Source organism: Micromonospora sp. B006, assembly GCF_003408515.1.
Taxonomy (GTDB): domain Bacteria; phylum Actinomycetota; class Actinomycetes; order Mycobacteriales; family Micromonosporaceae; genus Micromonospora; species Micromonospora echinospora_A.
The window spans coordinates 910,337-934,647 of the sequence record NZ_CP030865.1 but is presented as its reverse complement, the minus strand read 5'-3'; the positions used below and the strand labels follow the sequence as shown (position 1 = coordinate 934,647).

General features: G+C 72.9%; 21 protein-coding genes. 6 read left to right on the top strand and 15 right to left on the bottom strand.

The window, feature by feature from the left end; all coding sequences use genetic code 11:
• Positions 1–83: 83 nt before the first annotated feature.
• The 9 genes from MicB006_RS04640 to eno form a co-directional block, all read right to left on the bottom strand.
• Positions 84–1,031, bottom strand: coding sequence for a hypothetical protein (locus tag MicB006_RS04640; protein ID WP_116504051.1), 948 nt, complete (start codon positions 1,029–1,031; stop codon positions 84–86).
• Positions 1,028–1,360 carry a PadR family transcriptional regulator gene (locus MicB006_RS04635; RefSeq protein ID WP_030501302.1) on the bottom strand — a complete coding sequence of 111 codons (333 nt, stop codon included), beginning with the start codon at positions 1,358–1,360 and terminating at the stop codon, positions 1,028–1,030. Before MicB006_RS04635 ends, MicB006_RS04640 begins: the two co-directional genes overlap by 4 nt.
• Positions 1,361–1,502: 142 nt before the next feature.
• On the bottom strand, positions 1,503–1,880 hold the full coding sequence (locus tag MicB006_RS04630) for a type II toxin-antitoxin system death-on-curing family toxin (RefSeq protein WP_116504050.1): 378 nt from the start codon (positions 1,878–1,880) through the stop codon (positions 1,503–1,505).
• Complete coding sequence (locus MicB006_RS04625; protein WP_116504048.1) at positions 1,877–2,080, bottom strand: Arc family DNA-binding protein; 204 nt, start codon at positions 2,078–2,080, stop codon at positions 1,877–1,879. Before MicB006_RS04625 ends, MicB006_RS04630 begins: the two co-directional genes overlap by 4 nt.
• A gap of 35 nt (positions 2,081–2,115) precedes the next feature.
• Positions 2,116–3,057, bottom strand: a complete 942-nt coding sequence (locus tag MicB006_RS04620; protein WP_116511173.1) for a Ppx/GppA phosphatase family protein — start codon at positions 3,055–3,057, stop codon at positions 2,116–2,118.
• A gap of 50 nt (positions 3,058–3,107) precedes the next feature.
• The gene (locus MicB006_RS04615; RefSeq protein ID WP_073824966.1) at positions 3,108–3,617 is read right to left on the bottom strand and encodes an amino-acid N-acetyltransferase; all 510 of its coding nucleotides are present in this window, start codon (positions 3,615–3,617) and stop codon (positions 3,108–3,110) included.
• Position 3,618: 1 nt separating this feature from the next.
• Positions 3,619–4,176 (bottom strand): DUF501 domain-containing protein, encoded by a 558-nt coding sequence (locus tag MicB006_RS04610; protein WP_073824968.1) that lies wholly within the window; start codon positions 4,174–4,176, stop codon positions 3,619–3,621.
• Between the two features lie 22 nt (positions 4,177–4,198).
• A complete protein-coding gene (locus MicB006_RS04605) occupies positions 4,199–4,834 on the bottom strand; it encodes a septum formation initiator family protein (RefSeq protein WP_116511171.1) in 636 nt (211 codons plus the stop codon).
• A 28-nt stretch (positions 4,835–4,862) separates the two neighbouring features.
• The gene (gene eno, locus MicB006_RS04600) at positions 4,863–6,146 is read right to left on the bottom strand and encodes a phosphopyruvate hydratase (RefSeq protein WP_030501297.1); all 1,284 of its coding nucleotides are present in this window, start codon (positions 6,144–6,146) and stop codon (positions 4,863–4,865) included.
• Positions 6,147–6,358: 212 nt separating this feature from the next.
• Here eno and MicB006_RS04595 point away from each other — a divergent pair, with 212 nt between their 5' ends.
• Positions 6,359–7,051 (top strand): hypothetical protein, encoded by a 693-nt coding sequence (locus MicB006_RS04595; protein WP_073824970.1) that lies wholly within the window; start codon positions 6,359–6,361, stop codon positions 7,049–7,051.
• A gap of 143 nt (positions 7,052–7,194) precedes the next feature.
• Positions 7,195–7,959, top strand: a complete 765-nt coding sequence (locus tag MicB006_RS04590) for an NAD(+) diphosphatase (protein WP_225980640.1) — start codon at positions 7,195–7,197, stop codon at positions 7,957–7,959.
• Between the two features lie 3 nt (positions 7,960–7,962).
• Here MicB006_RS04590 and MicB006_RS04585 read toward each other — a convergent pair whose 3' ends face one another.
• From MicB006_RS04585 to mfd, 4 genes are all read right to left on the bottom strand, one after another.
• Positions 7,963–9,582, bottom strand: a complete 1,620-nt coding sequence (locus MicB006_RS04585) for a DUF885 domain-containing protein (protein WP_116504047.1) — start codon at positions 9,580–9,582, stop codon at positions 7,963–7,965.
• Between the two features lie 581 nt (positions 9,583–10,163).
• Positions 10,164–11,153 (bottom strand): nucleoside triphosphate pyrophosphohydrolase, encoded by a 990-nt coding sequence (locus MicB006_RS04580; RefSeq protein WP_116504046.1) that lies wholly within the window; start codon positions 11,151–11,153, stop codon positions 10,164–10,166.
• Positions 11,150–11,920 (bottom strand): SurA N-terminal domain-containing protein, encoded by a 771-nt coding sequence (locus MicB006_RS04575; RefSeq protein ID WP_116504045.1) that lies wholly within the window; start codon positions 11,918–11,920, stop codon positions 11,150–11,152. The genes MicB006_RS04580 and MicB006_RS04575 overlap by 4 nt, the downstream gene beginning before the upstream one ends.
• 98 nt (positions 11,921–12,018) lie before the next feature.
• Positions 12,019–15,675, bottom strand: coding sequence for a transcription-repair coupling factor (gene mfd, locus MicB006_RS04570; RefSeq protein ID WP_116504043.1), 3,657 nt, complete (start codon positions 15,673–15,675; stop codon positions 12,019–12,021).
• A 156-nt stretch (positions 15,676–15,831) separates the two neighbouring features.
• Here mfd and MicB006_RS04565 point away from each other — a divergent pair, with 156 nt between their 5' ends.
• Positions 15,832–16,743, top strand: a complete 912-nt coding sequence (locus MicB006_RS04565) for a cyclase family protein (RefSeq protein WP_116504041.1) — start codon at positions 15,832–15,834, stop codon at positions 16,741–16,743.
• A gap of 188 nt (positions 16,744–16,931) precedes the next feature.
• On the opposite strand, the gene MicB006_RS04560 is transcribed toward MicB006_RS04565, so the two are convergent.
• On the bottom strand, positions 16,932–17,972 hold the full coding sequence (locus MicB006_RS04560; RefSeq protein ID WP_116504039.1) for a S66 peptidase family protein: 1,041 nt from the start codon (positions 17,970–17,972) through the stop codon (positions 16,932–16,934).
• A gap of 84 nt (positions 17,973–18,056) precedes the next feature.
• Here MicB006_RS04560 and MicB006_RS04555 point away from each other — a divergent pair, with 84 nt between their 5' ends.
• Together MicB006_RS04555 and ppc are read left to right on the top strand one after the other, a co-directional pair.
• Positions 18,057–19,085, top strand: coding sequence for a hypothetical protein (locus tag MicB006_RS04555; RefSeq protein ID WP_116504037.1), 1,029 nt, complete (start codon positions 18,057–18,059; stop codon positions 19,083–19,085).
• Between the two features lie 123 nt (positions 19,086–19,208).
• Positions 19,209–21,995 (top strand): phosphoenolpyruvate carboxylase, encoded by a 2,787-nt coding sequence (gene ppc, locus MicB006_RS04550; RefSeq protein ID WP_116504035.1) that lies wholly within the window; start codon positions 19,209–19,211, stop codon positions 21,993–21,995.
• Between the two features lie 159 nt (positions 21,996–22,154).
• Here the strand turns inward: ppc and MicB006_RS04545 are convergent, their stop codons facing one another.
• On the bottom strand, positions 22,155–22,955 hold the full coding sequence (locus MicB006_RS04545; RefSeq protein WP_116504033.1) for a hypothetical protein: 801 nt from the start codon (positions 22,953–22,955) through the stop codon (positions 22,155–22,157).
• Between the two features lie 54 nt (positions 22,956–23,009).
• Here MicB006_RS04545 and MicB006_RS04540 point away from each other — a divergent pair, with 54 nt between their 5' ends.
• Complete coding sequence (locus MicB006_RS04540; protein ID WP_073824995.1) at positions 23,010–24,188, top strand: DNA recombination protein RmuC; 1,179 nt, start codon at positions 23,010–23,012, stop codon at positions 24,186–24,188.
• Positions 24,189–24,311 lie beyond the last annotated feature (123 nt).

Here is a 24,311-nt window from a genome sequence, read left to right as displayed (position 1 = left end):
CCGCCCCAGCCCGGCGAGATCTTGGAAGATTGCGGCCCCTATGAGGGCCGTTTCCTTCCAAGATCTCGCGGGATCGAGCGCTCTCAGGGAGTTGACGTGGGTTCCGGGGAAGCGCTGGTGGTGGGCGCGGTCGGGGTGGCGCTGTCCGTGGGCGCGGGTGCGGGCGGGGCTATCGACGGTGAGACCGGCGGGCCGAACGGGGCCCGCTCCGGGCAGTACGGGTAGGTGTTACGCATCTGCGGCACCGCGCCCGCGTCGGCCATGCAGCTCGGCCAGCCGAGTCGGATCGGCACGCCGTTCTGGTCGAAGAGCCGCGCGTCGCGGATCAGCCGCCCCTGCTGGTCGTAGACGAAGACGTCCTCGATCCGGTCGTACCGGTGGTCCACCGACGTCTGCTCGTAACTGCCGTAGACGTCGGTGTCGGCGCGCTCGTCCACCTCGGCCAGCACGGCGATGGAGAACAACAGCAGCGCGGCGGTGGCGATCTGGTGCAGTTGTCGCCGCCACCCGGTGATCCCGGCCGAGCGACGACCCCACCACATGGACGCGACTATCGCGCCGATGAGCAGCAGCAGCCCCATCGAGCTGTTGCCGTCCAGCCGGGGCACCAGGCCGGACCGGCCGTCCACCATCCACGCCACGATCAGCGCGGCCAGCCAGCCGCGCACCAGCCACCAGGCCGGGCGCAGCGGACGTAGAAAATCACTCACCGTCTCGTGCCCGAGCACCGGGCCGAGCTGACGGTCGAGCAGACGCAGCTGGGTGGCCGCCTCCCGCCGGGCCTCGGCCAGGCGGTGGAAACGCGTCGGCCGCCGGCTCGGCTGGGCACCGGCGACGGCGCGCAGCTCGGCGGCGTACGCCTCGGGGGTGCCCAGCCGGTCGACGAGCGTGCCCTCGCCCTCGGCGGCGACCTCGGCGAGGTGTTCCGGCAGCTCCTCGGTCAACTCGTCGCGGACCTCCGGCGGCAGGTCGGCGAGCGCGGCCCGTACCCGGTCGACGTAGTCCGTGATCTCCTGCCCCGTGACGGTCATGCCGCCATCCCCCGATCGTCGAGCAGCGCGTCCATGGTGGTGGCGAACGAGCGCCAGGTCTTGCCGGAGCTGGTGAGCTGGTCACGCCCGGCGGCGTTGAGCGAGTAGTACTTGCGGTGCGGCCCGGACTCGCTCGGCACCACGTACGTGGTGAGCAGACCGGCCGCGAACAGCCGGCGCAGCGTGCCGTAGACCGAGGCGTCGCCGACCTCGGTGAGACCGGCCTCGCGTAGCCGCCGCAGGATGTCGTAGCCGTACCCGTCCTCGTCCTTGAGCACGGCGAGCACCGCCAGGTCGAGCACGCCCTTGAGGAGCTGCGTGGTATCCACGCTCCGCACACTAGTGCGCAATCCGCACTACCGTCAACAACACAGCACCATTCAGCGGGAGGAGGGTGGGCGGCAGGTGGCCGGCTAGGCGAGACTCCAGGCGGTGCCGTCCGGCAACTGCGACAGCATTTCCGCCGATGGCTCAGACGTAGAGCTTGCGGAGCTCGCGGGCGATGTCCGAGACCTCGGTCAGGGTGCCGCTTGCCACCGACATCACGAGAGCCTCGGCCTGATCAACGTCGACATCCTGGATCGGCACCTCGTTGAGGGCCAGAAACACCCGCCCCGCCGCCCAGGCGAGACGCTTGTTCCCGTCAATCAGCGCGTGGTTCATGCAGACCGAGTGCAGCAGCGCGGCGGCCTTGGTCCAGAGATCGGGATAAGCCTCCTGGCCGAACGCCACGGTGGCCGGGCGGACCACCGCCGATGAGAGCAGACCGAAATCACGGACCTGCGGCGTCCCACCCAGCACGATCGAGGCGATCTCCACGAGGTCGTCGACCTCGAGATAGTGGATCACTCCGCCAACCGCCGCAGCAGCTCGGCGTCACGCTCGGCAACCTCCCGCGCAAGATCCCGCACGCGGGCACGATGACTGCGCGCCGAGACGTACTCCTCGACGGCCACGACGATGGTGGCGTTCATCGACCGGTGCTCCTGCTCGGCAAGCTGCTTGAGCCGTTCGTGCAGTCCCTCAGGAAGATTGACAGTGGTGACCATATGGAAATCATACCGGCCACACGCAGGGGAACCACCTATCCCGAGGTCGCCGCGAGGCTCCAGGCGATGCCGTCGAGGATGTCGTGCTCGGAGGCGACCACGGACGGCATCCCGGCCCGCTCCATGATCACTCGCAGCACCAGCGCGCCCGCGCCGATCACGTCCGCCCGCCCCGGGTGCATCACCGGGTACGCCAGCCGCTGCTCGCTGCTCTTGCCGAGCAGGTCGGCGGTCACCTCGGCCACCTGCTCGTACGAGACGCGGGCGTGGTGGATGCGGCTCGGGTCGTACCCCTGGAGTCCTTCGGCCAGGGCGACCACTGTGGTGACCGAACCGGCGAGCCCGACCAGCGTGGCGGCCTCCCGGCCGGGCACGGCGGCGAGCGCCCGGTCCACGGCGGCGGCGATGTCGGCCTCGGCGGCGGCGATCTGCGCCGGGGTCGGCGGCTCGCCGTGCAGGTGGCGTTCGGTCATCCGGACGCAGCCGATGTCCACCGAGATCGCGCCCCGCACACCGTCGCCGCGGGTGCCGACCACGAACTCGGTCGAGCCGCCGCCGATGTCGACCACCAGGTACGGCGGCTCGGCGTCGGCGGGCAGGCCGCGCACCGCGCCGGTGAACGACAGCCGCGCCTCCTCGTCGCCGGTCACCACCTCGGGCGGTACGCCGAGCGTGCGCTCGACCATGGCACGGAAGTCGGCGGCGTTGGAGGCGTCGCGGGAGGCCGAGGTGGCGCACATGCGTACCCGCTCGGCGCCGGACTTCTCGATCTCCGCCGCGTAGTCGGCGAGCGCGACCCGGGTCCGCTCGATGGCCTCGGGGGCGAGCATGCCGGTCTGGTCGACGCCCTGCCCCAGCCGCACGATCTCCATCCGCCGGCTGACGTCCACGAGCGGCGCCGAGTCCCCGTCCGACGCCTCCGGCAGATCGGCGATCAGCAGTCGGATCGAGTTTGTCCCGCAGTCGATGGCTGCCACGCGCGCGCTCACGGCGCCCACCCTACGGCAGCCCGCCCCCACCCCTGGGCTCAGAGGCGCAGCAGCATGCGGGAGTTGCCGAGGGTGTTGGGCTTGACCCGTTCCAGGTCCAGGAACTCCGCGACGCCCTCGTCGTACGAGCGCAGAAGCTGCTCGTAGACCGGCTGCGGCACGGGCGCGCCGTCGATCTCGCGGAAGCCGAACGAGCCGAAGAAGCCGGTCTCGAACGTGAGCACGAAGATCCGGGCGATGCCCAGCTCCCGCGCCGAGTCGATCAGCTCACCGACGATCCGGTGCCCGATCTTGTGACCTCGACAGGACGGGTCGACCGCCACCGTCCGGATCTCGGCCAGGTCCTCCCACATGACGTGCAGCGCGCCGCACCCGACGACGGCGCCGTCCGGCGTCACCGCGACCCGGAACTCCTGCACGTCCTCGTACAGCGTCACAGTCGCCTTGCTGAGCAGCCGCCGGTCGTCGGTGTACGTGTCCACCAGCCGCCGGATGCCGCGCACGTCGGCGGTGCGGGCCCGGCGGACCGTGATCTGGTCGGCGCTCATCTCACTGGACCGCTGGCACGTCCACGCAGGGGCCGGCGGCCCACCACTTCTCCACCAGCGCCAGCGTCTCGTCGCCGAACGGGTTGACCCCCGGCCCGGCGGCGAGCGCGTGCCCCAGGTGCACGTGCAGGCACTTCACCCGCCCCGGCATGCCACCGGCCGAGATGCCGGCGATCTCCGGCACCTCGCCGATCGCCTCCCGGCGGGTCAGGTAGTCCTCGTGCGCGGCCCGGTACTGCGCGGCCAGCTCCGGATCCTCGGCCAGCCGCTCGGCCATCTCCTTCATCAGCCCGGCCGACTCCAGCCGGCTGCACGCCGCCGTGGCACGCGGGCAGGTCAGGTAGAACAGCGTCGGGAACGGCGTGCCGTCGGCCAGCCGGGGCGTCGTCTCCACCACGTCGGGCAGGCCGCACGGGCACCGGTGGGCCACCGCGCGGGTGCCGCGCGGCGGGCGTCCGAGCTGCGCGGCCACCGCGGCCAGGTCGGCCTCGGTGGCCGGCTGGCGTTCCGGCGGGGGTACGGAGTCCGCCGCCGGCTCCTGCGGTGGTACGACGCTCAAGGAAGTGCCTTTCGTGTGGTGCTCACTTGTCCTGGCGCTCGGCGTTCGCCGCCCGCACGCTCCCCCACAGGGTGTCGTACCAGGGCTCCGGCCCGGTCGGCGCCCCCGGTTTCGCGCCCTTGCCGGCGTCCTTGGCCGCGCCCTCCGGATCGGAGAGCACCACCAGCAGCGTCTCGCCCGGCTTGCCCATGAAGAACCGCTCCCGGGCCTGCGTCTTGACGTACTCCGGGTCCTTCCACTTGGCCGCCTCGGCGGTGAGCCGCTCGATCTCGGCCCGCTGGGCGGCCTGCGCGGCCTCCATCCGTTCGATGTCGGCCTGCTGGTCCAGGTAGACCCGGACCGGATAGGTGTACGCCAGGGCGAGCGCGATCAGCACCGCGAACAGCACTGTGGCGCGCCCGGTGAAGCGCCGGGGTTGGGGTGCGGTGAGCCGCTTGACCGGACCACCGGCAGCGGTACGCCGGGCCGCGGCGGGGCGGCTCGCGGAGCGTACGCCGTCGCTGGCCCGGGACGCGCCGGGTGACCGGCCGGCGGCGCGCGTCTCCGCGCGGACGCCGTTGTCGCGGGCCGTGGACCGGACCCGGGCACCGCCCGTCCGGCCGGGCTGACCCGGCCGACGGGCGGGCCGCTGGCCACCCGGTGTGCGGCGCTGCTGCATCGTCACACCCCTCCCCCGGAGCGCTCGCTCAGGCCGAACGGTAACGCGGGAACGCGCCGGCGCCGGCGTACCGCGCCGCGTCGGCCAGCTCCTCCTCGATCCGCAGGAGCTGGTTGTACTTGGCCACCCGGTCGGAGCGGGCCGGCGCGCCGGTCTTGATCTGCCCGCAGCCGGTGGCGACGGCCAGGTCCGCGATGGTGGTGTCCTCGGTCTCGCCGGAGCGGTGGCTCATCATGCACTTGAAACCGGCCCGGTGGGCCAGGTCGACGGCGTCCAGCGTCTCGGTGAGCGAGCCGATCTGGTTGACCTTGACCAGCACCGCGTTGGCGGCCTGCTCCGCGATGCCCCGGGCGATGCGCTGCGGGTTGGTCACGAACAGGTCGTCGCCGACGATCTGGATCCGGTCGCCGAGCGCGGCGGTGAGGGTGGCCCAGCCGCTCCAGTCGTCCTCGGCCAGCGGGTCCTCGATGGAGACGATCGGGTAGTCGCCGGCGAGCTTGGTGTAGTAGTTGCTCATCTCCTCGGCGCTCTTCGCGGTGCCCTCGAACGTGTAGGTGCCGTTGTCGAAGAACTCGGTGGCGGCCACGTCGAGCGCGAAGACGATGTCGGTGCCCAGCCGGTAACCGGCCTTCTCCACGGCCTCGGCGATCAGGTCCAGCGCGGCGGCGTTGGTGGGCAGGTTCGGGGCGAAGCCGCCCTCGTCGCCCAGGCCGGTCGACAGGTCCTTCTTCTTCAGCACCGACTTCAGCGCGTGGTAGACCTCGGCGCCGGAGCGCAGCGCGTCCCGGAACGTCGGCGCGCCGATCGGCGCGATCATGAACTCCTGGATGTCGACGTTCGAGTCGGCGTGCGCGCCACCGTTGAGGATGTTCATCATCGGCACCGGGAGCAGGTGCGCGTTCGGGCCGCCCAGGTAGCGGAACAGGCTCAGCTCGGCGCTGCCCGCGGCGGCCTTCGCCACGGCCAGGGAGACACCGAGGATGGCGTTCGCGCCCAGCTCGCCCTTGTTGTCCGAGCCGTCGATGTCGAGCATCTTCTGGTCGATCAGCCGCTGCTCGCTGGCCTCGTAGCCGATGAGCTGGTCGACGATCCGGTCCTCGATGTTGGCGACGGCCTTCTCGACACCCTTGCCCAGGTAGCGGTCCTTGTCACCGTCGCGCAGCTCGACCGCCTCGAAGGCGCCGGTGGAGGCGCCGGACGGCACCGCGGCGCGGGCGATCGTGCCGTCGTCGAGCCCGACCTCGACCTCGACCGTCGGGTTGCCCCGCGAGTCCAGGATCTCCCGGGCGACGATTCCCTCGATGGTTGCCACTGAGTCGCTCCTCGTTTGTGTGGTTCCGGTCCGTATGGGCCGCGACGGTGCGGCTGAGGCAGGTGTTGAACGCAGCGTATCGGTCCCCGCCCCGCCGTACGCCGCTCGGGGCGGGCCCCGAGGCGCTTGGTGAGACGGACATTCCCGGATTACCGGTCGTCAACCGGCAACCGGTTTGCGAGACGTTGCGTCGATCGACAAGGCTGGGCATCATGCCTGCCGCCTCGACGACTCTCCGCGTGCTCGCCGCCTCGGTCATCGCGTCGCTCTCGGTCACCGGCTGCCAGGCCCTGGACGACGCCGGCGTCGCGCTCGGTCGGGCCGACCTGGTCAACGACCTCGCCGCGCGGATGGACCGGGCGCTGGAACAGACCTGGGCCGCCGACTACCAGCTCGACGGCGGTCGCACCGCCTCGATCGCGCAGACCAAGAAGCCGCTGCGGTCCACGTACACCTGGCCCGGCGGCAAGATCACGGTGACGCAGGAGTCGGTGACCCGGTGCGCGAGCACCGCCACCCGCACCTCCTGCACCGTCTCGCCGCCCGTGCTCACCGCCGGAAAGCCGTCGGTGATCGTCTACGACGAGGCGCGCAAGCAGGGCCTGGTCACGCCGCCCGCGGTGATCCGGCTGCTCACCGAGGCCGCGCTGGCGCCGGACGCCGTCATCGAGCAGAGCGACACCACGCTGGCCGGGCACCACGCCACCTGCGTGAACGTCACCCACGACGGCGAGCGCTTCAGCACGTGCGTGACGAACGAGGGCGTGCTGGGCAGCTTCTCCGGCATGATCGACGGCAAGCCCGCCGAGGTGACGCTGAGCCGCTACACCGAGAGCGTCGAGGCCGCCGCGTTCGCCGTGCCGGCCGGCGCGGGCGTGGTGGACCGCCGCCCCGCCACGTCGTGACCCCGCCCGGCGGCGCCTCGTCCGATGCCGGTTCGCGGCCCGCCGACGGCGCCGGTTCCGAGTCTGCTGTCGTCCGCCCGGCCGGTGCCGGGTTCCGGCCCGCCGCTGATCACGGGCGGCCCCCGCGGCCGGGCGACCTGGCGGTGCCGGTCGCCGGCCGGAAACTGCTGACCGATCCGGACACCGGGCAGCCGCTGCGGATCGACGCGCTGCCCGGCGACCTCGCCTGGACACCCGTCGGCACGCTCGACGGCACCCCGGCGTGGGCGGCCGAGGTCGCCGACCCCGAGTCGCTGCCCGGCCGGTGGCGCGGCTGGCGCGGCCTCGCCGCCGAACTGCCCGCGCCCCGCGCCGACCTGGCCGGGCGGGCGCTCGCCGTGGTCACCTGGCGGCGTACCCACAGGTGGTGCGGGGCGTGCCGGGCCGAGCTGGCAGACGTGCCGGGCGAGACCGCGCGCCGCTGCCCGGACTGCGGGCTGACCGTGTTCGTGCCGCTGTCCGTCGCGGTACTGACCGCGATCACCCGCCCCGGCCCGGCCGGCGGAGCGGGCGAACTCCTGCTGGTCCGGCACGCGCACGGGCCGACCGAGTTGTGGGCGCTCGTCGCCGGGTTCGTCGAGGCCGGCGAGTCGCTGGAGGCGGCGGTGCACCGCGAGGTCGCCGAGGAGGTCGGCCTGACCCTGCGCCGCCCCGCGTACGTGGACAGCCAGCCGTGGGCGCTGTCCGGACCGGGCACGCTGCTCGCCGGATTCACCGCCGAGGTGACCGACCCGGCCGCCGAACCGGTGGTCGACGGCGCCGAGCTGACCGAGGCGCGCTGGTTCCCGGTCGACGCGCTACCCGCCGAGCTGCCGCCCGCGTACTCCCTGTCCCGCTGGCTGATCGACGCGGTCGCCGCCCGGCGGTGACCCTCACACCCCCAGCAGCGTGCGCAGGTGGCGCGGCGGCGGGCAGTCGTGCGCCAGCATGGCGTCGTGCCAGTCACGCACCGGCACGCCGTCCGGCAGGGCGGCGGCGATGTCGGCCATCTCGCTGTAGCCGACGAAGTACGTGGAGAGCTGGGTGGAGGTGAGCAGCGCCCGCCGCCACTTGCCGGCCGCCTCGCCCTCCTCCTGGAAGCCGCGCCCGGTCATCAGCGCCATCGCCTCCGACTCGGGCAGGTCGTCGCAGTGCACGAGCTGGTCGAGCAGCGCGTTGATGGTCATCCGCAGCTGCATCTTGAGCTGCTGCAACCGCACCGGCAGCCCGCCGAAGCCGAGCCCGGCCATCAGCTCCTCGGTGTAGACCGCCCAGCCCTCGATGAACACGCCCGACTCGGTGAGCGCGCGTACCCGGGTCGGACCCTCGTAGCGGCGGGCGTGGGCGAGCTGGAGGAAATGGCCGGGCATCGCCTCGTGCACGGTCAGGTTGCGGATCATGTGGTCGTTGTACTCGCGGTAGAACGACTCGACCCGCTGCGCCGGCCAGTCCGCCGGGGTGGGCGCGATGCAGTAGAACGTCGGCACGTCGGCCGTCTCCAGCGGCCCCGGCGAGTCGCAGTAGGCGACCGCCACACCCCGGGCGAACTCCGGCATCTCCTGGATGACGCACGGGTCATCGACCATGCTGACCAGGTCGTGGAGGCGGACGAAGTCACTCGCCTCGTCGAGCGTCACCGAGGCGAGGTCCACGATCGTGGCGTCGGCCGGATGCTCGGCGGCCAGCAGGTCCAGCGCCCGGCGTACCGTCTCGTCGTCGGCCGGACCACCGACCAGCTCGACGGCCGCCGCGCGGATGTCCTCGGTGACCCGGTCGAGGTTTGCCCAGGCGCGGCGCTGCACCTCGGCGGCGCTCAGCTCGGTGTCGAGCGTGTGCCACAGCCGCGCCTCCCAGCGCCGCCGGCCCAGCCGCGGGTCACGCCCCGGGCCGGCGTCGGCGGCCAGGCCCTGCCGCAGCCAGGCCACGAACTCCTCCAGCGCGGCGATCGCGTCGGTGGCCGCCGGGCCGACCCGGTCCCGCAGCGCGGGCGCCTGGGCGAGCAACGCCGGCACCTCGTCGCGGATCAGCGCCGCCGTGCCGGTGAACTGCCCGACCGCCGTCTCCGCGTGGATCCGCGGCATGTCCCGCAGCGTCGCGCGCGCTGTCGCAAGCGCATCGGGTACGGCCGACAGACGCCCGGCGAGGCTGGTCAGGCGCTCCTCGGCCGGGGCGAAGGGACGGGCCAGCAGGGCATGCAGCAGCGGCCCCGGATTGTGGCGCAGCGGATCCCACTCGTGGCCGCGGATCTCGGTGGTCTCGAACAGACCCCTGTCGATCATGCTGGTGAGCAGCGCGTGGTCGACGCTCTCCGCCACGTCCAGCGCGTCCGGGTCGATCTCGGCGAGCGCGTCGGCCGCGTCCTTCAGCATCGCCTGATCGGCGGCGAGCGCGTCGGCGGACAGATCGGGCAGCCGATCGTCGTAGCGGTGGTCCCCGGCGTAGGTGGCCAGCCCGGGCCGGCTCTCCAGCAACGCCTCCACGATCCGCTCCGCCAGCGGCACGAACGACTCCATACCCGGCACCCTACCGATCACCCCCGACCCTTTCCCCGTCCCGCCCTCCGGGCCACCCGCCGCGTTGATCAAGGAGTTTGTGTCCCCACCAGCGCCCACCTAGACCCCAAACTCCTTGATCACCGAACCGACCCACTGGGCGGCTGGGCGGCTGGGCGGCTGGGCGGCTGGGCGGCTGGGCGGCTGGGCGGCTGGGCAGATCTTGGTACGAAACCGACCCTAGGAGGGCCCTTTCGTACCAAGATCTTCGGTTGATCCCGAGATTCGGTCTACAAGTCTCGGGAGGCGAGAGGGGTCGACTCAAGTAGGGGCGCGGTGGGTTGGGGCAGCCGCCAGCGCGGGATGAGCCAAGGGCGGCGGGACAGGGCTGGCAGCGCGCGGGACCCCGATCGGGCCGACAAGGGCGGCGAAACGCCGATCCCCATCATCAGCCTGTCCCACCACCACGCAATCCACCCCGGCAGCCCTCCGCGATCTTGCACTTCCTGCCCGGACAGAAGGGATATTTGTGACGCCCCGAGGGCCGCAAGTGCAAGATCGCGGGCATGAGGGGGCGGGGGGCGCGGGGAGGCGGGGTGGGGTCAGGCGGGGTGGGTGGGGGTGGGGCGTTCGGCGGCTCGGACCGCCTCGGCGTACGAGAGGGTGGCACGGCGCAGGGCGGCCTCGGGGTCGATGCCGGCCTGGCGGGCGGCGGCGACGGTGGACAGCAGGCTCGCGCCGAGCCGGGCCTCCGGGTCCACCTGGGACTCGGCCAGTGGGGGCGGTACGGCCAGGCCGACCCGGCCGGCCCGGTCCAGGATCTTCGCGGCCAGCGCCAGCGCGGGCTGGCTCAGTGCGATGCCGTCCAGCACCGAGTCGCGGGTCTTCTCGGCCCGCTTGATCCGTTCCCAGTTCGCCTCGATCTCCTCGATCGAGCCGGCCGGCTCGCCGGAGAAGACGTGCGGGTTGCGCCGCACCATCTTGTCGACAAGCGTGCCCGCCACGTCATCGACGTTCCAGCTCTCGCCCTCCGGCAGGTTCTCGGCCAGCCGGGCGTGCAGCAGCACCTGGAGCAGCACGTCGCCCAGTTCCTCGCGGAGCGCGTCGGTGTCGTCGGCGCTTATCGCGTCGTACGCCTCGTAGCACTCCTCCAGCAGGAACCCGGCCAGGCTGCGGTGGGTCTGCGCCCGCTTCCACGGATCGCCGCCCGGGGAGGCCAGCCGGTCCATCACCTCGACCGCGTCGAGCAGCCGGGCGCCGGGCGGGTCCCACGAGCCGTACATCAGCTCCAGCTCGGCCAGGCCGGGCTCGCGGGCCAGCCGCAGCCCCAGCTCACGGGCGAGCGTCTCGTCCCCGGCCGGGCCGGCCAGCCACACCGCGCCGCCGTGCGTGGCGGTGGCGTCGAGCAGCGCCTGGGTCGCGCCCTCGGCCACCACGCTCACCTCGGCGCCGGCCGTCCGGACCGCCCGGGTCAACTCGCTCTCCGCACCGGCGAGGACCGGCGCGGAGCGTACGGCGTCCCAGGCGGCCGAGGTCAGCAGGCCGGCGGGCAGCCGGGGCGAGGTGACGAGCAGGACGATTCGCGCGGTCATGCGGCTCCGGGAGCCGGCTCACTGCTGGCCGGCGCCTCCGGCGTCGAGATGTCGGTGACCGGGCCGTCCTGGTTGACGTAGGGCAGGGAGTAGAAGACGAGCGACTGGCCGGTGTTGACGAGCGACGGCACGCCGGTCACCCCGAACCGGGGGTTGACGCGGATGTCCGCCTTCTCGGCCTCCTGCTGAAGCGCGGTGCTCAGCGCGGTGGCGCTGCGCACGAACCCGGCCTCGCCGAACGCCTGCCGGACCTCGTCGACGCTCAGGCCCGGCTGGATCGCCCCGGTCTTCTCGATGGCGCGGTAGACGGCCATCAGGGACTCGTCGCTGAGGTCGGCCGGGGGCAGGCTCTGCTGGAGGGTGGCGGAGAGGTCCACCCACTCGCCCCACAGCTTCGTGTACTCGGTGGTCGCCGGCATCCGCAGCGGCTGCTGGAGCTGCTCCGGGGACACCTCGTCGGTGACCTGGAGGCCCTTCTCGGCCGCCACGCGCTTGCCGAGGTCGAGCGCGACGAGCAGGTTCAGCACGTCCTGCCGGGTCACCGGGGAACGCAGCTCCTCCGGCGACGGCGTCTGCGGCGCCTGGTTCCGGACGGCGTCCGCGTACTGCCGCTGCGCGTCGTCGTAGATCGCGTCGACCCGCTCGACCGAGTACCGGGTGTCTCCGACGTAGGCGGCGACGTCCGGGGCGGATCGGCCACAGGCGGCGAGAGAGAGCGCGGCGAGGGCCGCGACGCTGACGGCGACGAGGGAACGGCGGGCACGCATGTGGGTCACTCTCTCACGCCCCGTACCAGCCTGTGACTCCACCCACCTCATCGCGCACCCGCCGGCACGGAGGCGACGAGTTCCTCGGGCTTGCCGGGTCACCTTCCGCTCGCCACTGCGGGGCTGGCAGAACCGGCCAGCTCCTCGGGCTTGCCGAGCACATCCGCGAGGAGCTGCCCGCACCACTCCAGCAGCGCCTGGTCGCGAAGCGGCTCGCCACCGATCCGCCGGGTGCTGGGCCGGGGCACGCTGACCTGATCGAGCGCCTGCTTGTAGACCGAGTCCGGGTGGTAGCGCTTGAGCCGCATCTGCTTCGAGTCGGGCAGCGGCAGCGGGCCGAACCGGATGTGTTTGCCCTGCATCGACACGTCGGTCAGCCCGTACCGGCGGGCCAGCAGCCGGAACTGCGCCACCGCGACCAGGTTCTGCACCGGGGCGGGCGGCTCGCCGTACCGGTCGGTCATTTCGGCGACCACCTCGCGCAGCCGCTCGGCGTCGCGGGCCTCGGCGAGCTTGCGGTACATCTCCAGGCGCAGCCGCTCCACCCCGATGTAGTCGTGCGGCAGGTGCGCGTCGATCGGCAGGTCGACCTTGACCTCGGTCTCCTCCTCCGTGCTCTCGCCCTTGAAGGCGGAGACGGCCTCGCCGACCATCCGGACGTACAGGTCGAAGCCGACGCCCTCGATGTGGCCGGACTGCTCGCCGCCGAGCAGGTTGCCGGCGCCGCGGATCTCCAGGTCCTTCATCGCCACGTACATGCCCGCGCCGAGTTCGGTGTGCTGGGCGATCGTGGCGAGCCGCTCGTGCGCGTTCTCGGTGAGCGGCTTCTCCCGCGGGTAGAGGAAGTACGCGTACGCCCGCTCCCGGCCCCGGCCGACCCGGCCGCGGATCTGGTGCAGCTGGGCCAGGCCGAGCAGGTCGGCCCGCTCGACGATGAGCGTGTTGGCGTTCGGGATGTCGATGCCGGACTCGACGATCGTGGTGCAGACCAGGACGTCGAACTCCTTCTCCCAGAAGCCGACCATCACCTTCTCCAGCGCTTCCTCGCCCATCTGGCCGTGCGCCACCGCGACCCGGGCCTCGGGCACCAGCTCCCGCAGCTTGCGGGCCGTCTTCTCGATCGACTCGACCCGGTTGTGCAGGTAGAAGACCTGGCCGTCGCGCAGCAGCTCGCGGTGGATGGAGGCGGCCACCTGCCGGTCGTCGTACGCGCCGACGAACGTGAGCACCGGGTGCCGCTCCTCCGGCGGGGTGGCGATGGTGGACATCTCCCGGATGCCGGTGATCGCCATCTCCAGCGTGCGCGGGATCGGGGTGGCCGACATGGCGAGCACGTCGACCGAGGCACGGAGCGTCTTCAGGTGCTCCTTGTGCTCGACGCCGAACCGCTGCTCCTCGTCGATGATGACCAGCCCGAGGGACTTGAACCGGGTGGACGCCTGGAGCAGCCGGTGGGTGCCGATGACGATGTCGACGGTGCCGGCGGCGGCCATCTCCAGCGTCTGCTCGGTCTCCTTCGGCGTCTGGAACCGGGACAGCTGCCGGATCGACACGGGGAACTGGCTCATCCGCTCGGCGAACGTGTTGTAGTGCTGCTGCACGAGCAGCGTGGTGGGCACCAGCACCGCCACCTGCTTGCCGTCCTGCACCGCCTTGAACGCCGCCCGTACCGCGATCTCGGTCTTGCCGTAGCCGACGTCGCCACAGATCAGCCGGTCCATCGGGACGGTCTGCTCCATGTCCCGCTTGACCTCCTCGATGGCGGCGAGCTGGTCGGGCGTCTCCTGCCAGGGGAACGCGTCCTCCAGCTCCCGCTGCCACGGGGTGTCGGGTGCGAAGTTGTGCCCCTTGGACGCCTTGCGCGCGGCGTAGAGCTGGATGAGCTGCGCGGCGATCTCGCGTACCGCCTTGCGCGCCCGCGCCTTGGACTTCTGCCAGTCCGAGCCGCCCATCTTGTGCAGCGTGGGCTGCTCGCCGCCGACGTAGCGGGAAAGCTGGTCGAGCTGGTCGGTGGGGACGAAGAGGCGGTCGCCGGGCTGGCCGCGCTTGCTCGGCGCGTACTCGATGACCAGGTATTCGCGGCTGGCGCCGTTCACGGTGCGCTGCACCAGCTCGACATACCGGCCGATGCCGTGCTGCTCGTGCACCACGAAGTCGCCGGCCTTCAGCTCCAGCGGATCGATGGTGTTGCGCCGCCGGCTGGGCATCTTGCGCATGTCGCGGGTGGAGGTGCCCCGGCCACCGGTGACGTCGTTGCCGGTCAGGAGCACGAACTTCGACGCCTCGTCGACGAAGCCGGCGGTCAGGCAGCCGCACGACACGAGCAGCTCGCCGGGCGCGGGCGCGGTGGGCACCTCCTCGGTGAGCCGGGCGCCGAGACCGGCGTCGCGCAACACCTCGACGGCCCGCTGGGCGGGACCGTGCCCCTCGAAGACCAGCGCGATCGACCAGCCCTCGCCGGCCCAGCGCTTGAGGTCGTCGACCACCCGGGCGGTCTCGCCGTGGTAGAGCGGGGCCGGCTGGGCGGCCAGGCTCACCGCGATGGCGTCGTCGGGGGTGACGTCGACCTCGGCCGGCGCGTCCTCCCAGGGCTGCCGGGCCGGCGCCGCGTCCGACTCGACCAGGCCGAACGGGGCGAGCGTCCACCAGGGCTGGCGCAGGGCGCGGGCCGCCGTGCGTACCTCGGCCAGGGTCTTGAAGGCGGCGGCGCCGAGGTCGACCGGGGCCTGGCCGCCGACGGCGGCCGCGGCCCAGCTGGCCTGGAGGAACTCCTCCGAGGTACGGACCAGGTCGTGCGCGCGGGTGCGGATGCGCTCGGGGTCGCAGAGGAGTACGTGGGTGCCGGCCGGCATGCAGTCGACGAGCAGTTCCAGCGCGTCGGCGCCGATCAGCGCGGGGGCCAGCGACTCCATCCCTTCGACCGGGATGCCCTCGGCGAGCTTGTCCAGGATCTCGGCCAGCTCGGGGTGCTCGGCGGCGAGCGCGGCGGCCCGTTCCCGAACCGCCGGAGTCAGCAGCAGCTCGCGGCACGGCGGCGCCCACATCTGCGCCACGCCCTCGATGGTGCGCTGGTCGGCGACCGCGAACGTGCGGATCTCCTCCACCTCGTCGCCCCAGAACTCGACCCGGGACGGGTGCTCGTCGGTGGGCGGGAAGACGTCCAGGATGCCGCCGCGTACCGCGAACTCGCCGCGCTTGGTGACCAGGTCGACCCGGGCGTACGCCATGTCGGTGAGCCGGCGGGCGACCTCTTCGAGGTCGGCCTCGTCACCGGCGGCGAGCTGCACCGGTTCCAGGTCCCCGAGGCCCTTGAGCTGCGGCTGGAGCAGCGAGCGGACCGGCGCGACGACGACCCGCAGCGGCCCGGTGCGGCCGTGCGCGTCGGCCGCGTCCGGGTGGGCCAGCCGGCGCAGCACGGCCAGCCGACGCCCGACGGTGTCGGAGCGGGGCGAGAGCCGCTCGTGCGGCAGCGTCTCCCAGGACGGGAAGACCGCCACCTGCTCCGGCGGCAGCAGGCTGCCCAGCGCGGAGGCCAGGTCGTCGGCCTCCCGGGTGGTGGCGGTGACCGCGAGCACCGGGCGGCCCGCGCCGCCGGCCGGCTCGTCGGCGGCGACCGCGGCCACCGCGAACGGGCGCAGCGCGGCGGGGGCGGTCAGGTCGAGCCCGTCGACCTGGGCGGCACCGGAGCGCGCCAGGTCACGCGCCCGGGCCAGCCCCGGGTCGGCCAGGGCGGCGGAGAAGAGTCCGGTGAGCATCAGTGATCACTTCCAGCGGATCGACACACGACGACGACCCCGCGTCCAGCCGGACGGGGGGTGCACCGTCCGAGCCTATCCCCCTCTCCCGACAATCCGGGCCCGCCCAGCTTGCGGATCTTGACGCTCCGCCAGGGCGCGTGGTGCGGTGGGCGGATGGTCGAGTATCGGGCGGTCTTCGACGCCGAGGTGGAGTTCGCAAACGGTGGTGGCCTGCGCACTGACGGGTTCCGGCTGGACGTGCCGCACCCGGACGTCACCGAGGCCGAGGTGGCCGCGCTGCTGGTCCGGCACCTCGGGCTGCTCATGGTCGGCGAGGTACGGATCACCAACCGGACCGTCGTCGAGGAGCCGCACAAGGGCGGACGCGGGGTGACCGCACCGGCCACCGGCGGCGGTCGGCGGCTGGTCGAGTTGAGCCACGTGGTCACCGACGGCATGGTCACGCTGCCCGGCTGGCCCGGCCCGGCGATCAGCGAGTGGCTGACCCGGGAGGCGTCCCGGGAGCGGTACGCGCCGGGCGTCGAGTTCCAGGTCGGGCGGATCGACATGATCGCCAACACCGGCACGTACGTGGACACGCCGTCGCACCGCTTCGCCGACGGGCCGGACCTGACCGGGGTGCCGCTGGACCGCCTCGCCGACCTGCCCGGCCTGGTGGTACGGGTGCCGGCCGGTACCCGGGCGGTGGACAAGCTGCTGCTCGCCCCGTACGACGTGGCCGGGTGCGCGGTGCTGCTGCACACCGGCTGGGACGCGCACTTCGGCACCGACGGGTACGCCGGACCGGACGCGCCCTACCTGACCGGTGACGGCGCGCAGTGGCTGGCCGAGGCGGGCGCGGCGCTTGTCGGCATCGACTCGATCAACATCGACGACATGACTCCGGCGGCAGGAGGCCAGCGCCCGGCGCACACCGGTCTGCTGGCCGCCGGGGTGCCGATCGTGGAGCACCTGACCGGCCTGGACGCGCTGCCGCCGACCGGTTTCCGGTTCACCGCGGCGCCGCCGCGGGTGGCCGGCATGGGCACGTTCCCGGTCCGCGCGTTCGCCGTCGTGGCCGCCTGACCCACGCCGCCAAGCGCCGCCAAGCGCCGGGTGGAACGCCATGGGTGTCAAAAGGGCGCTGAGACACCCATAGCGTTCCACTGACCGCCACTTCGAGGCGTGAGTGGAACGGCATGGGTGTCAAACGGCGACGTAGACACCCATGCCGTTCCACCGAGCAGGCGGGCGGCGGGTGCCGGGCGGCGGGCTCAGTAGCGGACGGCGATGCGGCGGTCTACCGCGTCCACGCGGATCTCGCCGCCGTACGGGATGATCACCTGCGGGTCGGTGTGGCCCAGGTCGACGTCGAAGACCACCACCGGGTCGTCGTTGTAGGGGGCGAGCGCCGACAGGATCGCCGCCCGCTGGTCGGCGGCCCAGGCCAGCCGCGCCGCGACGGAGTGCGGCCGGTCGAAGTCCCACGCCTTGGGGCGGCCCACCACGATCGCCGGGAAGCCGGCGAGCAGGCCCCGCTCGCCCAGGTTCCGCACCATCCGGAAGACCTCCTGGGCCGGGGGCATCTCCTCCGAGGTCTCCAGCAGGAGCACCGAACCGGCCAGGTCGGCGGCCGGCGGCACCCGGTCGGCGGCGGCCAGCCAGTGCACGATCTCCAGGTTGCCGCCCCACGTGCGGCCCTGCACCACGCGGGCCGGGCCGTGCCAGCGCCAGCCCTCGGACGGGTACATCGGCGGCTCCTCGGCGAGCGTGGCCGGGTCGCGCCAGTCGCACGGCTCGTCGCCCCACTCGGAGGCGGGGGTCAGCTCGTACCAGCCGGAGGTGAACAGCGCGGCGCGCAGCGAGTCGAGCGTGAGCGGGTGCGGCTTGCCGGAGCGCCCGAGGTGCACCAGCACCGACCCGCCGTGGTAGCTGACGGTGTCCATCCGGTAGAGGTGGTTGAGCACGTTGGTGTTGTCCGAGTAGCCGAAGTAGGGCTTCGGGTTGGCCCACAGCTCCTCGTCGTTCAGGTACGGGGTGACAGTGATCAGGTCGTCCCCGCCGACGGTGGCCAGCACTGCGGTGATCGTCGGGTCGGTGAACGCGGCCATCAGGTCGCGTGCCCGGTCGCGCGGGTCGGCGCCCATGACGCGGGTGGTCGGGTACTCCACCGGTTCCAGCCCCAGCTCGTCGCGGAGCCGGCGCAGCCCCAGCTCGTACACGTGGGGGAAGAGACCCGGCAGGCCGGCGGAGGGTGAGACGACCGCGACCCGGTCGCCCGGCTTCGGTTTGGGGGGATAGACGGGTGCCTGCATGGTCCGACGCTACCGGCCCGGGCCACCGGTTTTCGCCCGACGAAACTCCACGAGCCGGGCATATGCCCGCAATAGGCTGAGCGCGTGGAGGACGAGCCGGAACTGCGTACCCGGGACTGGCTGCCGCGCACCGCGGCGCTGATCCTCGGCACTCTGGCGCTGGCGAGCGCGTTCATCGCCGCCTACGTCGGCGCGCTGCACAAGCCGGACCCGCGCGACGTGCCGGTCGCCGTCGTCACCGGCGACCAGCAGGCCCAGGCCGTGATGTCCGCCGTCCGCGCCCGCACCGACACGATCAAACCCGTCGGGTACGACAGCCGCGGCGCCGCCTCCGACGGGCTCAACGACAGGTCTGTGTACGCGGTGCTCAGCTCCGCCCCCGACGGTGGCCTGACGCTCGCCACCGCCAGCGCCGGAGCGCCCGCCGCCACCGAACTCGTCACCGACGTGTTCACCGAGGCGGCCCGGCAGGCCGAGGTGCCGCTGGAGGTCACCGACGACGTGCCGGTCTCCGCCGACGACCCGCGCGGCCTGGTCCCGTTCTACCTGGCCGTCGGCGTGGTGCTCGGCGGCTACCTGGCGTCCACGGCGCTCGGCATCTCGCTCGGCACCAGCCCTCGCAGCCTGCGCCGGGCCGGGCTGCGGATCGCCACGCTCGCGGTGCACGCGATCCTGCTCGGCGTCATCGGGGCAATCCTGGTCGGACCGGTGCTCGGCGTGTTCGCCGGTCACGTGGCGACGGTGGCGGCGGTCGGCGCGCTCGCCGCGTTCGCGGCCGGCATGGTCGCCGCCGCCGTGCAGGGCTGGCTCGGGCTGCTCGGCACCGGCATCGTGATCCTGCTGCTCGTCGTGCTCGGCAACCCCGGCTCCGGCGGCATCTACGCGCCCGAGTTCCTGCCCCCGTTCCTGCGCGGCATGCACCGCTGGAACGTGCCCGGCCTCGCCACCGACCTGTTCAAATCGGCCATCTACTTCGACTGGCGCGGCGGCGGCTGGGCGCTGACCGGCCTGCTGATCTGGGTGGTCGCCGGCCTGGCCGGGCTGCTCACCGCGACCATGTTCCACGCCCGGCCACGCCCGGAGCCGGGTCGGCACGCCGTCGACCGGGGCTGACCGGCGGGCCGTCCCAGAGTGCAGATCATCACGCGGTCCCCCTCCTGTCCCCCGGGGGTACGCGGATACGATCCAGGGGAGTCGGACAGCGCTGTCCTTCGTCCTCGCGTAAGGAGCGCAACCGTGACCGACCAGCACGACCACGACGGCCCCGACGCCGCTCTCCGGGCCGACATCCGCCGCCTCGGCACGCTGCTCGGGCAGACCCTGGCCCGTCAGGAGGGCCGGCCGCTGCTCGACCTGGTCGAGGAGATCCGGGCCCAGGTCCGCTCCGACGCGCCGGCCGCCGCCCAGCGCCTCGCCGGGCTCGACGTCACCACCGGCACGAAGCTCGCTCGCGCCTTCTCCACCTACTTCCACCTGGCGAACATCACCGAGCAGGTGCACCGCGCCCGGGACCTGCGCCGCCGCCGCGCCACCCATGGCGGCTGGCTGGACCAGGCCGCCAAGATGATCGCCGAGCGGGGCGTACCGGCCGAGGAGATCGCCGCCGCGGCCCGCCGCCTGGCAGTACGCCCGGTCTTCACCGCCCACCCGACCGAGGCGGCCCGCCGGTCCATCCTGTCCAAGCTGCGCGCGGTGGCCGACGAGCTGGACACCGAGACCGCCAACGCGATCCTCTACGGCGCCAGCGACGAGGGCCCGGCCAACCGCCGCCTCGCCGAACTGCTCGACCTCATGTGGCAGACCGACGAGCTGCGGCTGGACCGGCCGGACCCGACCGACGAGGCGCGCAACGCCATCTACTACCTGCGGGACCTGTACGCCGAGGCCGCGCCCCAGGTCCTCGACGACCTAGCCGACACGCTGCGCACGCTCGGGGTGGAGACGTCCCCGACGTCCCGCCCGCTGACTTTCGGCACCTGGATCGGCGGCGACCGCGATGGCAACCCGTTCGTCACGCCGGTGGTCACCCGCGAGGTGCTGCGCATCCAGCACGAGCACGGCATCGCCGCCACCGAGAAGGCGATGGACGAGCTGATCACCGAGGTCAGCGTCTCCCGGCGGCTGCGCGCGGTGTCGCTCGACCTGTCCGCCAGCCTGGCCAAGGACCTGGACGCGCTGCCCGAGGTCGCGCCCCGGTTCCGCCGGGTCAACGCGGAGGAGCCGTACCGGCTCAAGGCGCGGTGCGTGAAGGCGAAGCTCGCCAACACCCGCGAGCGGCTGCGCGCCGGCACTCCGCACGTGCCGGGGCGCGACTACCGGGGCTCGACCGAGCTGATCGCCGACCTGGAGCTGCTGCGCGCGTCACTGGCCCGCAACTCCGGCCAGCTCACCGCCGTCGGGCGGCTCGCCTCGGCCATCCGTACGGTGTCCGCGTTCGGCCTGCACCTGGCCACCATGGACATCCGGGAGCACGCGGAGAAGCACCACGAGGTGCTGGCCCAGCTCTACGAGGCCGTCGGCGAGGTGTCCGACTACCCGGCGCTGTCCCGGCTGGAGCGCACCAAGCTGCTCGCCGACGAGCTGACCGGCCGCCGGCCCCTCTCCACCCAGGACAGCCCGCTCACCGAGTCGGCACGCAAGACGTTCGACGTGTTCGCGGCCATCCGCGAGGCGCAGGACCGGTTCGGCCCCGAGGTCATCGAGTCGTACATCATCTCGATGACGCTCGGCGTGGACGACGTGCTCGCCGCAGTGGTGCTGGCCCGCGAGGCCGGCCTGGTGGACGTGCACTCCGGGCGCGCCCGCATCGGCATCGTGCCGCTGCTGGAGACCCCGGCCGAGCTGAACGCCGGCGGTGAGCTGCTGGACGAGCTGCTGTCGCTGCCCGCGTACCGGGCGCTCGTCGCGGCCCGGGGCGACGTGCAGGAGGTGATGCTCGGCTACTCCGACTCCAACAAGGAGGCGGGTATCACCACCAGCCAGTGGTCCATCCACCGGGCGCAGCGCGCGCTGCGGGACGTGGCCGCGCGGCACGGCGTACACCTGCGGTTGTTCCACGGCCGGGGTGGCACCGTCGGCCGGGGCGGCGGCCCCACCCACGACGCGATCCTGGCCCAGCCGTACGGCACGCTCGACGGTGCGATCAAGGTGACCGAGCAGGGCGAGGTCATCTCCGACAAGTACACGCTGCCGGCGCTGGCCCGGGAGAACCTGGAACTGACGGTGGCCGCGGTGCTCCAGGCCACGCTGCTGCACACCGCGCCCCGGCAGCCGGCCGAGATGCTGGAGCGCTGGGACGCGGCGATGGACGTGGTCTCGGAGTCGGCGTTCCGGTCGTACCGGTCGCTGGTCGAGGACCCGGACCTGCCCGCGTACTTCTGGGCCTCCACGCCGACCGAGCTGCTCGGCGCGCTGAACATCGGGTCCCGGCCGGCGAAGCGCCCGAACACCGGCGCCGGCCTGTCCGGCCTGCGGGCCATCCCGTGGGTGTTCGGCTGGACGCAGACCCGGCAGATCGTGCCGGGCTGGTTCGGCGTGGGCTCCGGGCTGGCCGCCGCGCGGTCGGCCGGGCTGGCCGACGTGCTCGCCGAGATGAACCGGAACTGGCACTTCTTCCGCACGTTCCTGTCGAACGTCGAGATGATGCTGACCAAGACCGACCTGGACATCGCCCGGCGCTACGTGGAGACGCTGGTGCCGAAGAAGCTGCACCCGATCTTCGACAAGATCGAGCAGGAGTACGAGCTGACCAAGCAGGAGGTGCTGGCGGTCACCGCGTCACCGGCGCTGCTGGAGAACTCGCCGGTGCTCCAGCGCACGCTCGCCGTACGGGACACCTACCTGGAGCCGCTGCACCACCTCCAGGTGGCGTTGCTGCGGCAGTACCGCGAATCAGGCGCCGCCGGGCGGGCGGTGGTGACCGCGCCGGGTGGGCGGCGTGCCCCGAACGACGGTACGGCGCTGGAGCGCGCGCTGCTGACCACCGTCAACGGCATCGCCGCCGGCATGCGCAACACCGGCTGAGGTGTAAGGAAGGGCCCCCTCTTAACGCCTCGTGCATAAGAGGGGGCCCTTCTTAACGCGTGCGCCGAGCGCGCCGCGAGCGGCGCGTCCGATGCGCGGCGTCGGGCGCGCGGCGTCCGGCGCGCGGCATCCGGCGCGGCGTCCGACGCGCGGCGCCAGCTAGAAGTCTCCGCCGAAGTCGCCACCACCGAAGCCACCGAAGTCCCCGCCGCCGAAGTCCCCGCCACCGCCGAAGTCGCCTCCGGCGTAGTCGCCACCGCCGCCCATGTCGCCACCGCCCATGTCGCCCTGGTCGCCGAAGTCCTGGCCGTCGCCGAAGCCCTCCTGGTAACCGGCGTCGTAGCCGTAACCGGGGTCGGCGAACGCGGGCGAGAACAGCGCGTCGGCGATCAGCAGACCGCCGACCACACCGACGCCCGCGCCGAGCGCGGTCTTCCACCACGGCGTGGAGTACCAGCCGGCCGGCACCGGCCGCCCCTGGAACCGGCCACCCGGGTAGTAGTAGGGCGTCGCGTTCCCCGGCTGCGGGCCGGCCCGGAACGTCTGCCCCTGCACGTCGACCTGGCGCTCCTTGGTGAGCGCGCCGGCGCCCTGGGCGGCGGCGAGCGGCGGCAGCTCCGGGCCCGGGTCGATGCCCATCGCGGTCCGGGCCGCCCGGATGTACGCCAGCCCCTCCAGCGCGGTCTCCCGGGCCAGCGCGAACTGGCGCGGCGTGCCCGCCTGCTCCAGCTGCGAACCGGCCGCGTTGTACCGCTCACCGGCGTCGGCGAGCGCCTGCCGGACCGCCGGGGCGTCGCCGTGCAGGTTCATCAGCTGGCCGCCGAGCCGCTCGTACCACCGCTGCGCCTCGGCGCGGGCGTCGGCCAGCTCGTTCGACCGGCGGGATCTGCTCCCCCGTCGCCAGAACACGAGTGCACCTCCGAGCAGCACGATCAGGAACAGCCACAACGCGAACTCCATGACTCGAACGTACCCACCGGGCGCTCGTCGTACCCGTTTGGCAAGCTCTTGGCCATGAGCTTTGCGACGCTGGCCGTGGTGCTGCTCTGCCTCGCCGCGGGCGGGGCGGTGGGCTGGCTGGCCGCCCGGGCGCGCTCGGCGGCGGACATCGCCCGCCTGGAGGCGACGCTTGCCGCCACTCAGGCCGGCGAGGGCCGGCTGGAGCAGTCCATGCGGGCGCTGAGCTACGAGGCGACAGCGCAGTCCCAGGAGGCGGTGGCCCGCGCGGTGGCGCCGCTGCACGACACGCTGCGCCGCTACGAGCAGCGGGTCGCCGAGCTGGAGCGGGACCGGGTCGACGCGTACGCCGAGCTACGCGAGCAGGTGCGGTCCATGAGCGCCGTCTCGGGTGAGCTGCGCACCGAGACCAAGCAGCTGGTCGCCGCGCTGCGCGCGCCGCAGGTGCGCGGCCGCTGGGGCGAGCACCAGCTCCGCCGCATCGTCGAGGCCGCCGGCATGCTGGAGCACTGCGACTTCAGCGAGCAGGTCACCGCCGCGACCGACCACCAGGGGGTACGCCCCGACCTGGTGGTACGGCTGCACGGCGGCCGCACGGTGGTGGTGGACGCCAAGGCGCCGTTCGACGCGTACCTGACCGCGATGGAGTCGCGCGACGAGCGCGGGCGCGACACCCACCTCGACGCGCACGCCCGGCACCTGCGCGCGCACGTGGACGGCCTGGCCGCCAAGTCCTACTGGTCGGCGTTCGACCAGACGCCGGAGTTCGTGGTGCTGTTCGTGCCGGCCGACCCGTTCCTGGACGTGGCCCTGCAACGCGACCCGACGCTGCTGGAGCACGCGTTCGCCCGCAACGTGGTGCTGGCCACCCCGGCGACGCTGGTGGCGCTGCTGCGCACTGTGGCCTACTCGTGGCGGCAGGAGGCGCTGGCGCACAATGCGGCCGCCGTCCACTCGCTGGCCCGTGAGCTGTACGGGCGGCTGTCCACGCTGGGCGATCACGTCGGCAAGCTGGGCAGCTCGCTGAGCGGAGCGGTGACGGCGTACAACCGGGCGGTGGGTTCGCTGGAGGCGCGGGTGCTGGTGAGCGCGCGCAAGCTGGCCGAGCTGGGCGTCTCCGGCGACGAGCTGGCCGCACCGGCGCAGGTCGAGCTGGCGCCGAGGCAGCCGCAGGCGCCGGAGCTGCTGGGCGCGCCGTCCACATCGGCCGAGAGGTCGACGGACGTCGACGCCTAACACGTCGCACGTGATGACGTAGACCGATCTGCGTCACGGACTGATCACAAACCCAGGCCGGGTAGTGACACGTGTCGTCCTGACACGCAGGATCACCGTCACACGTGCCCTGCCCCTCGAGGG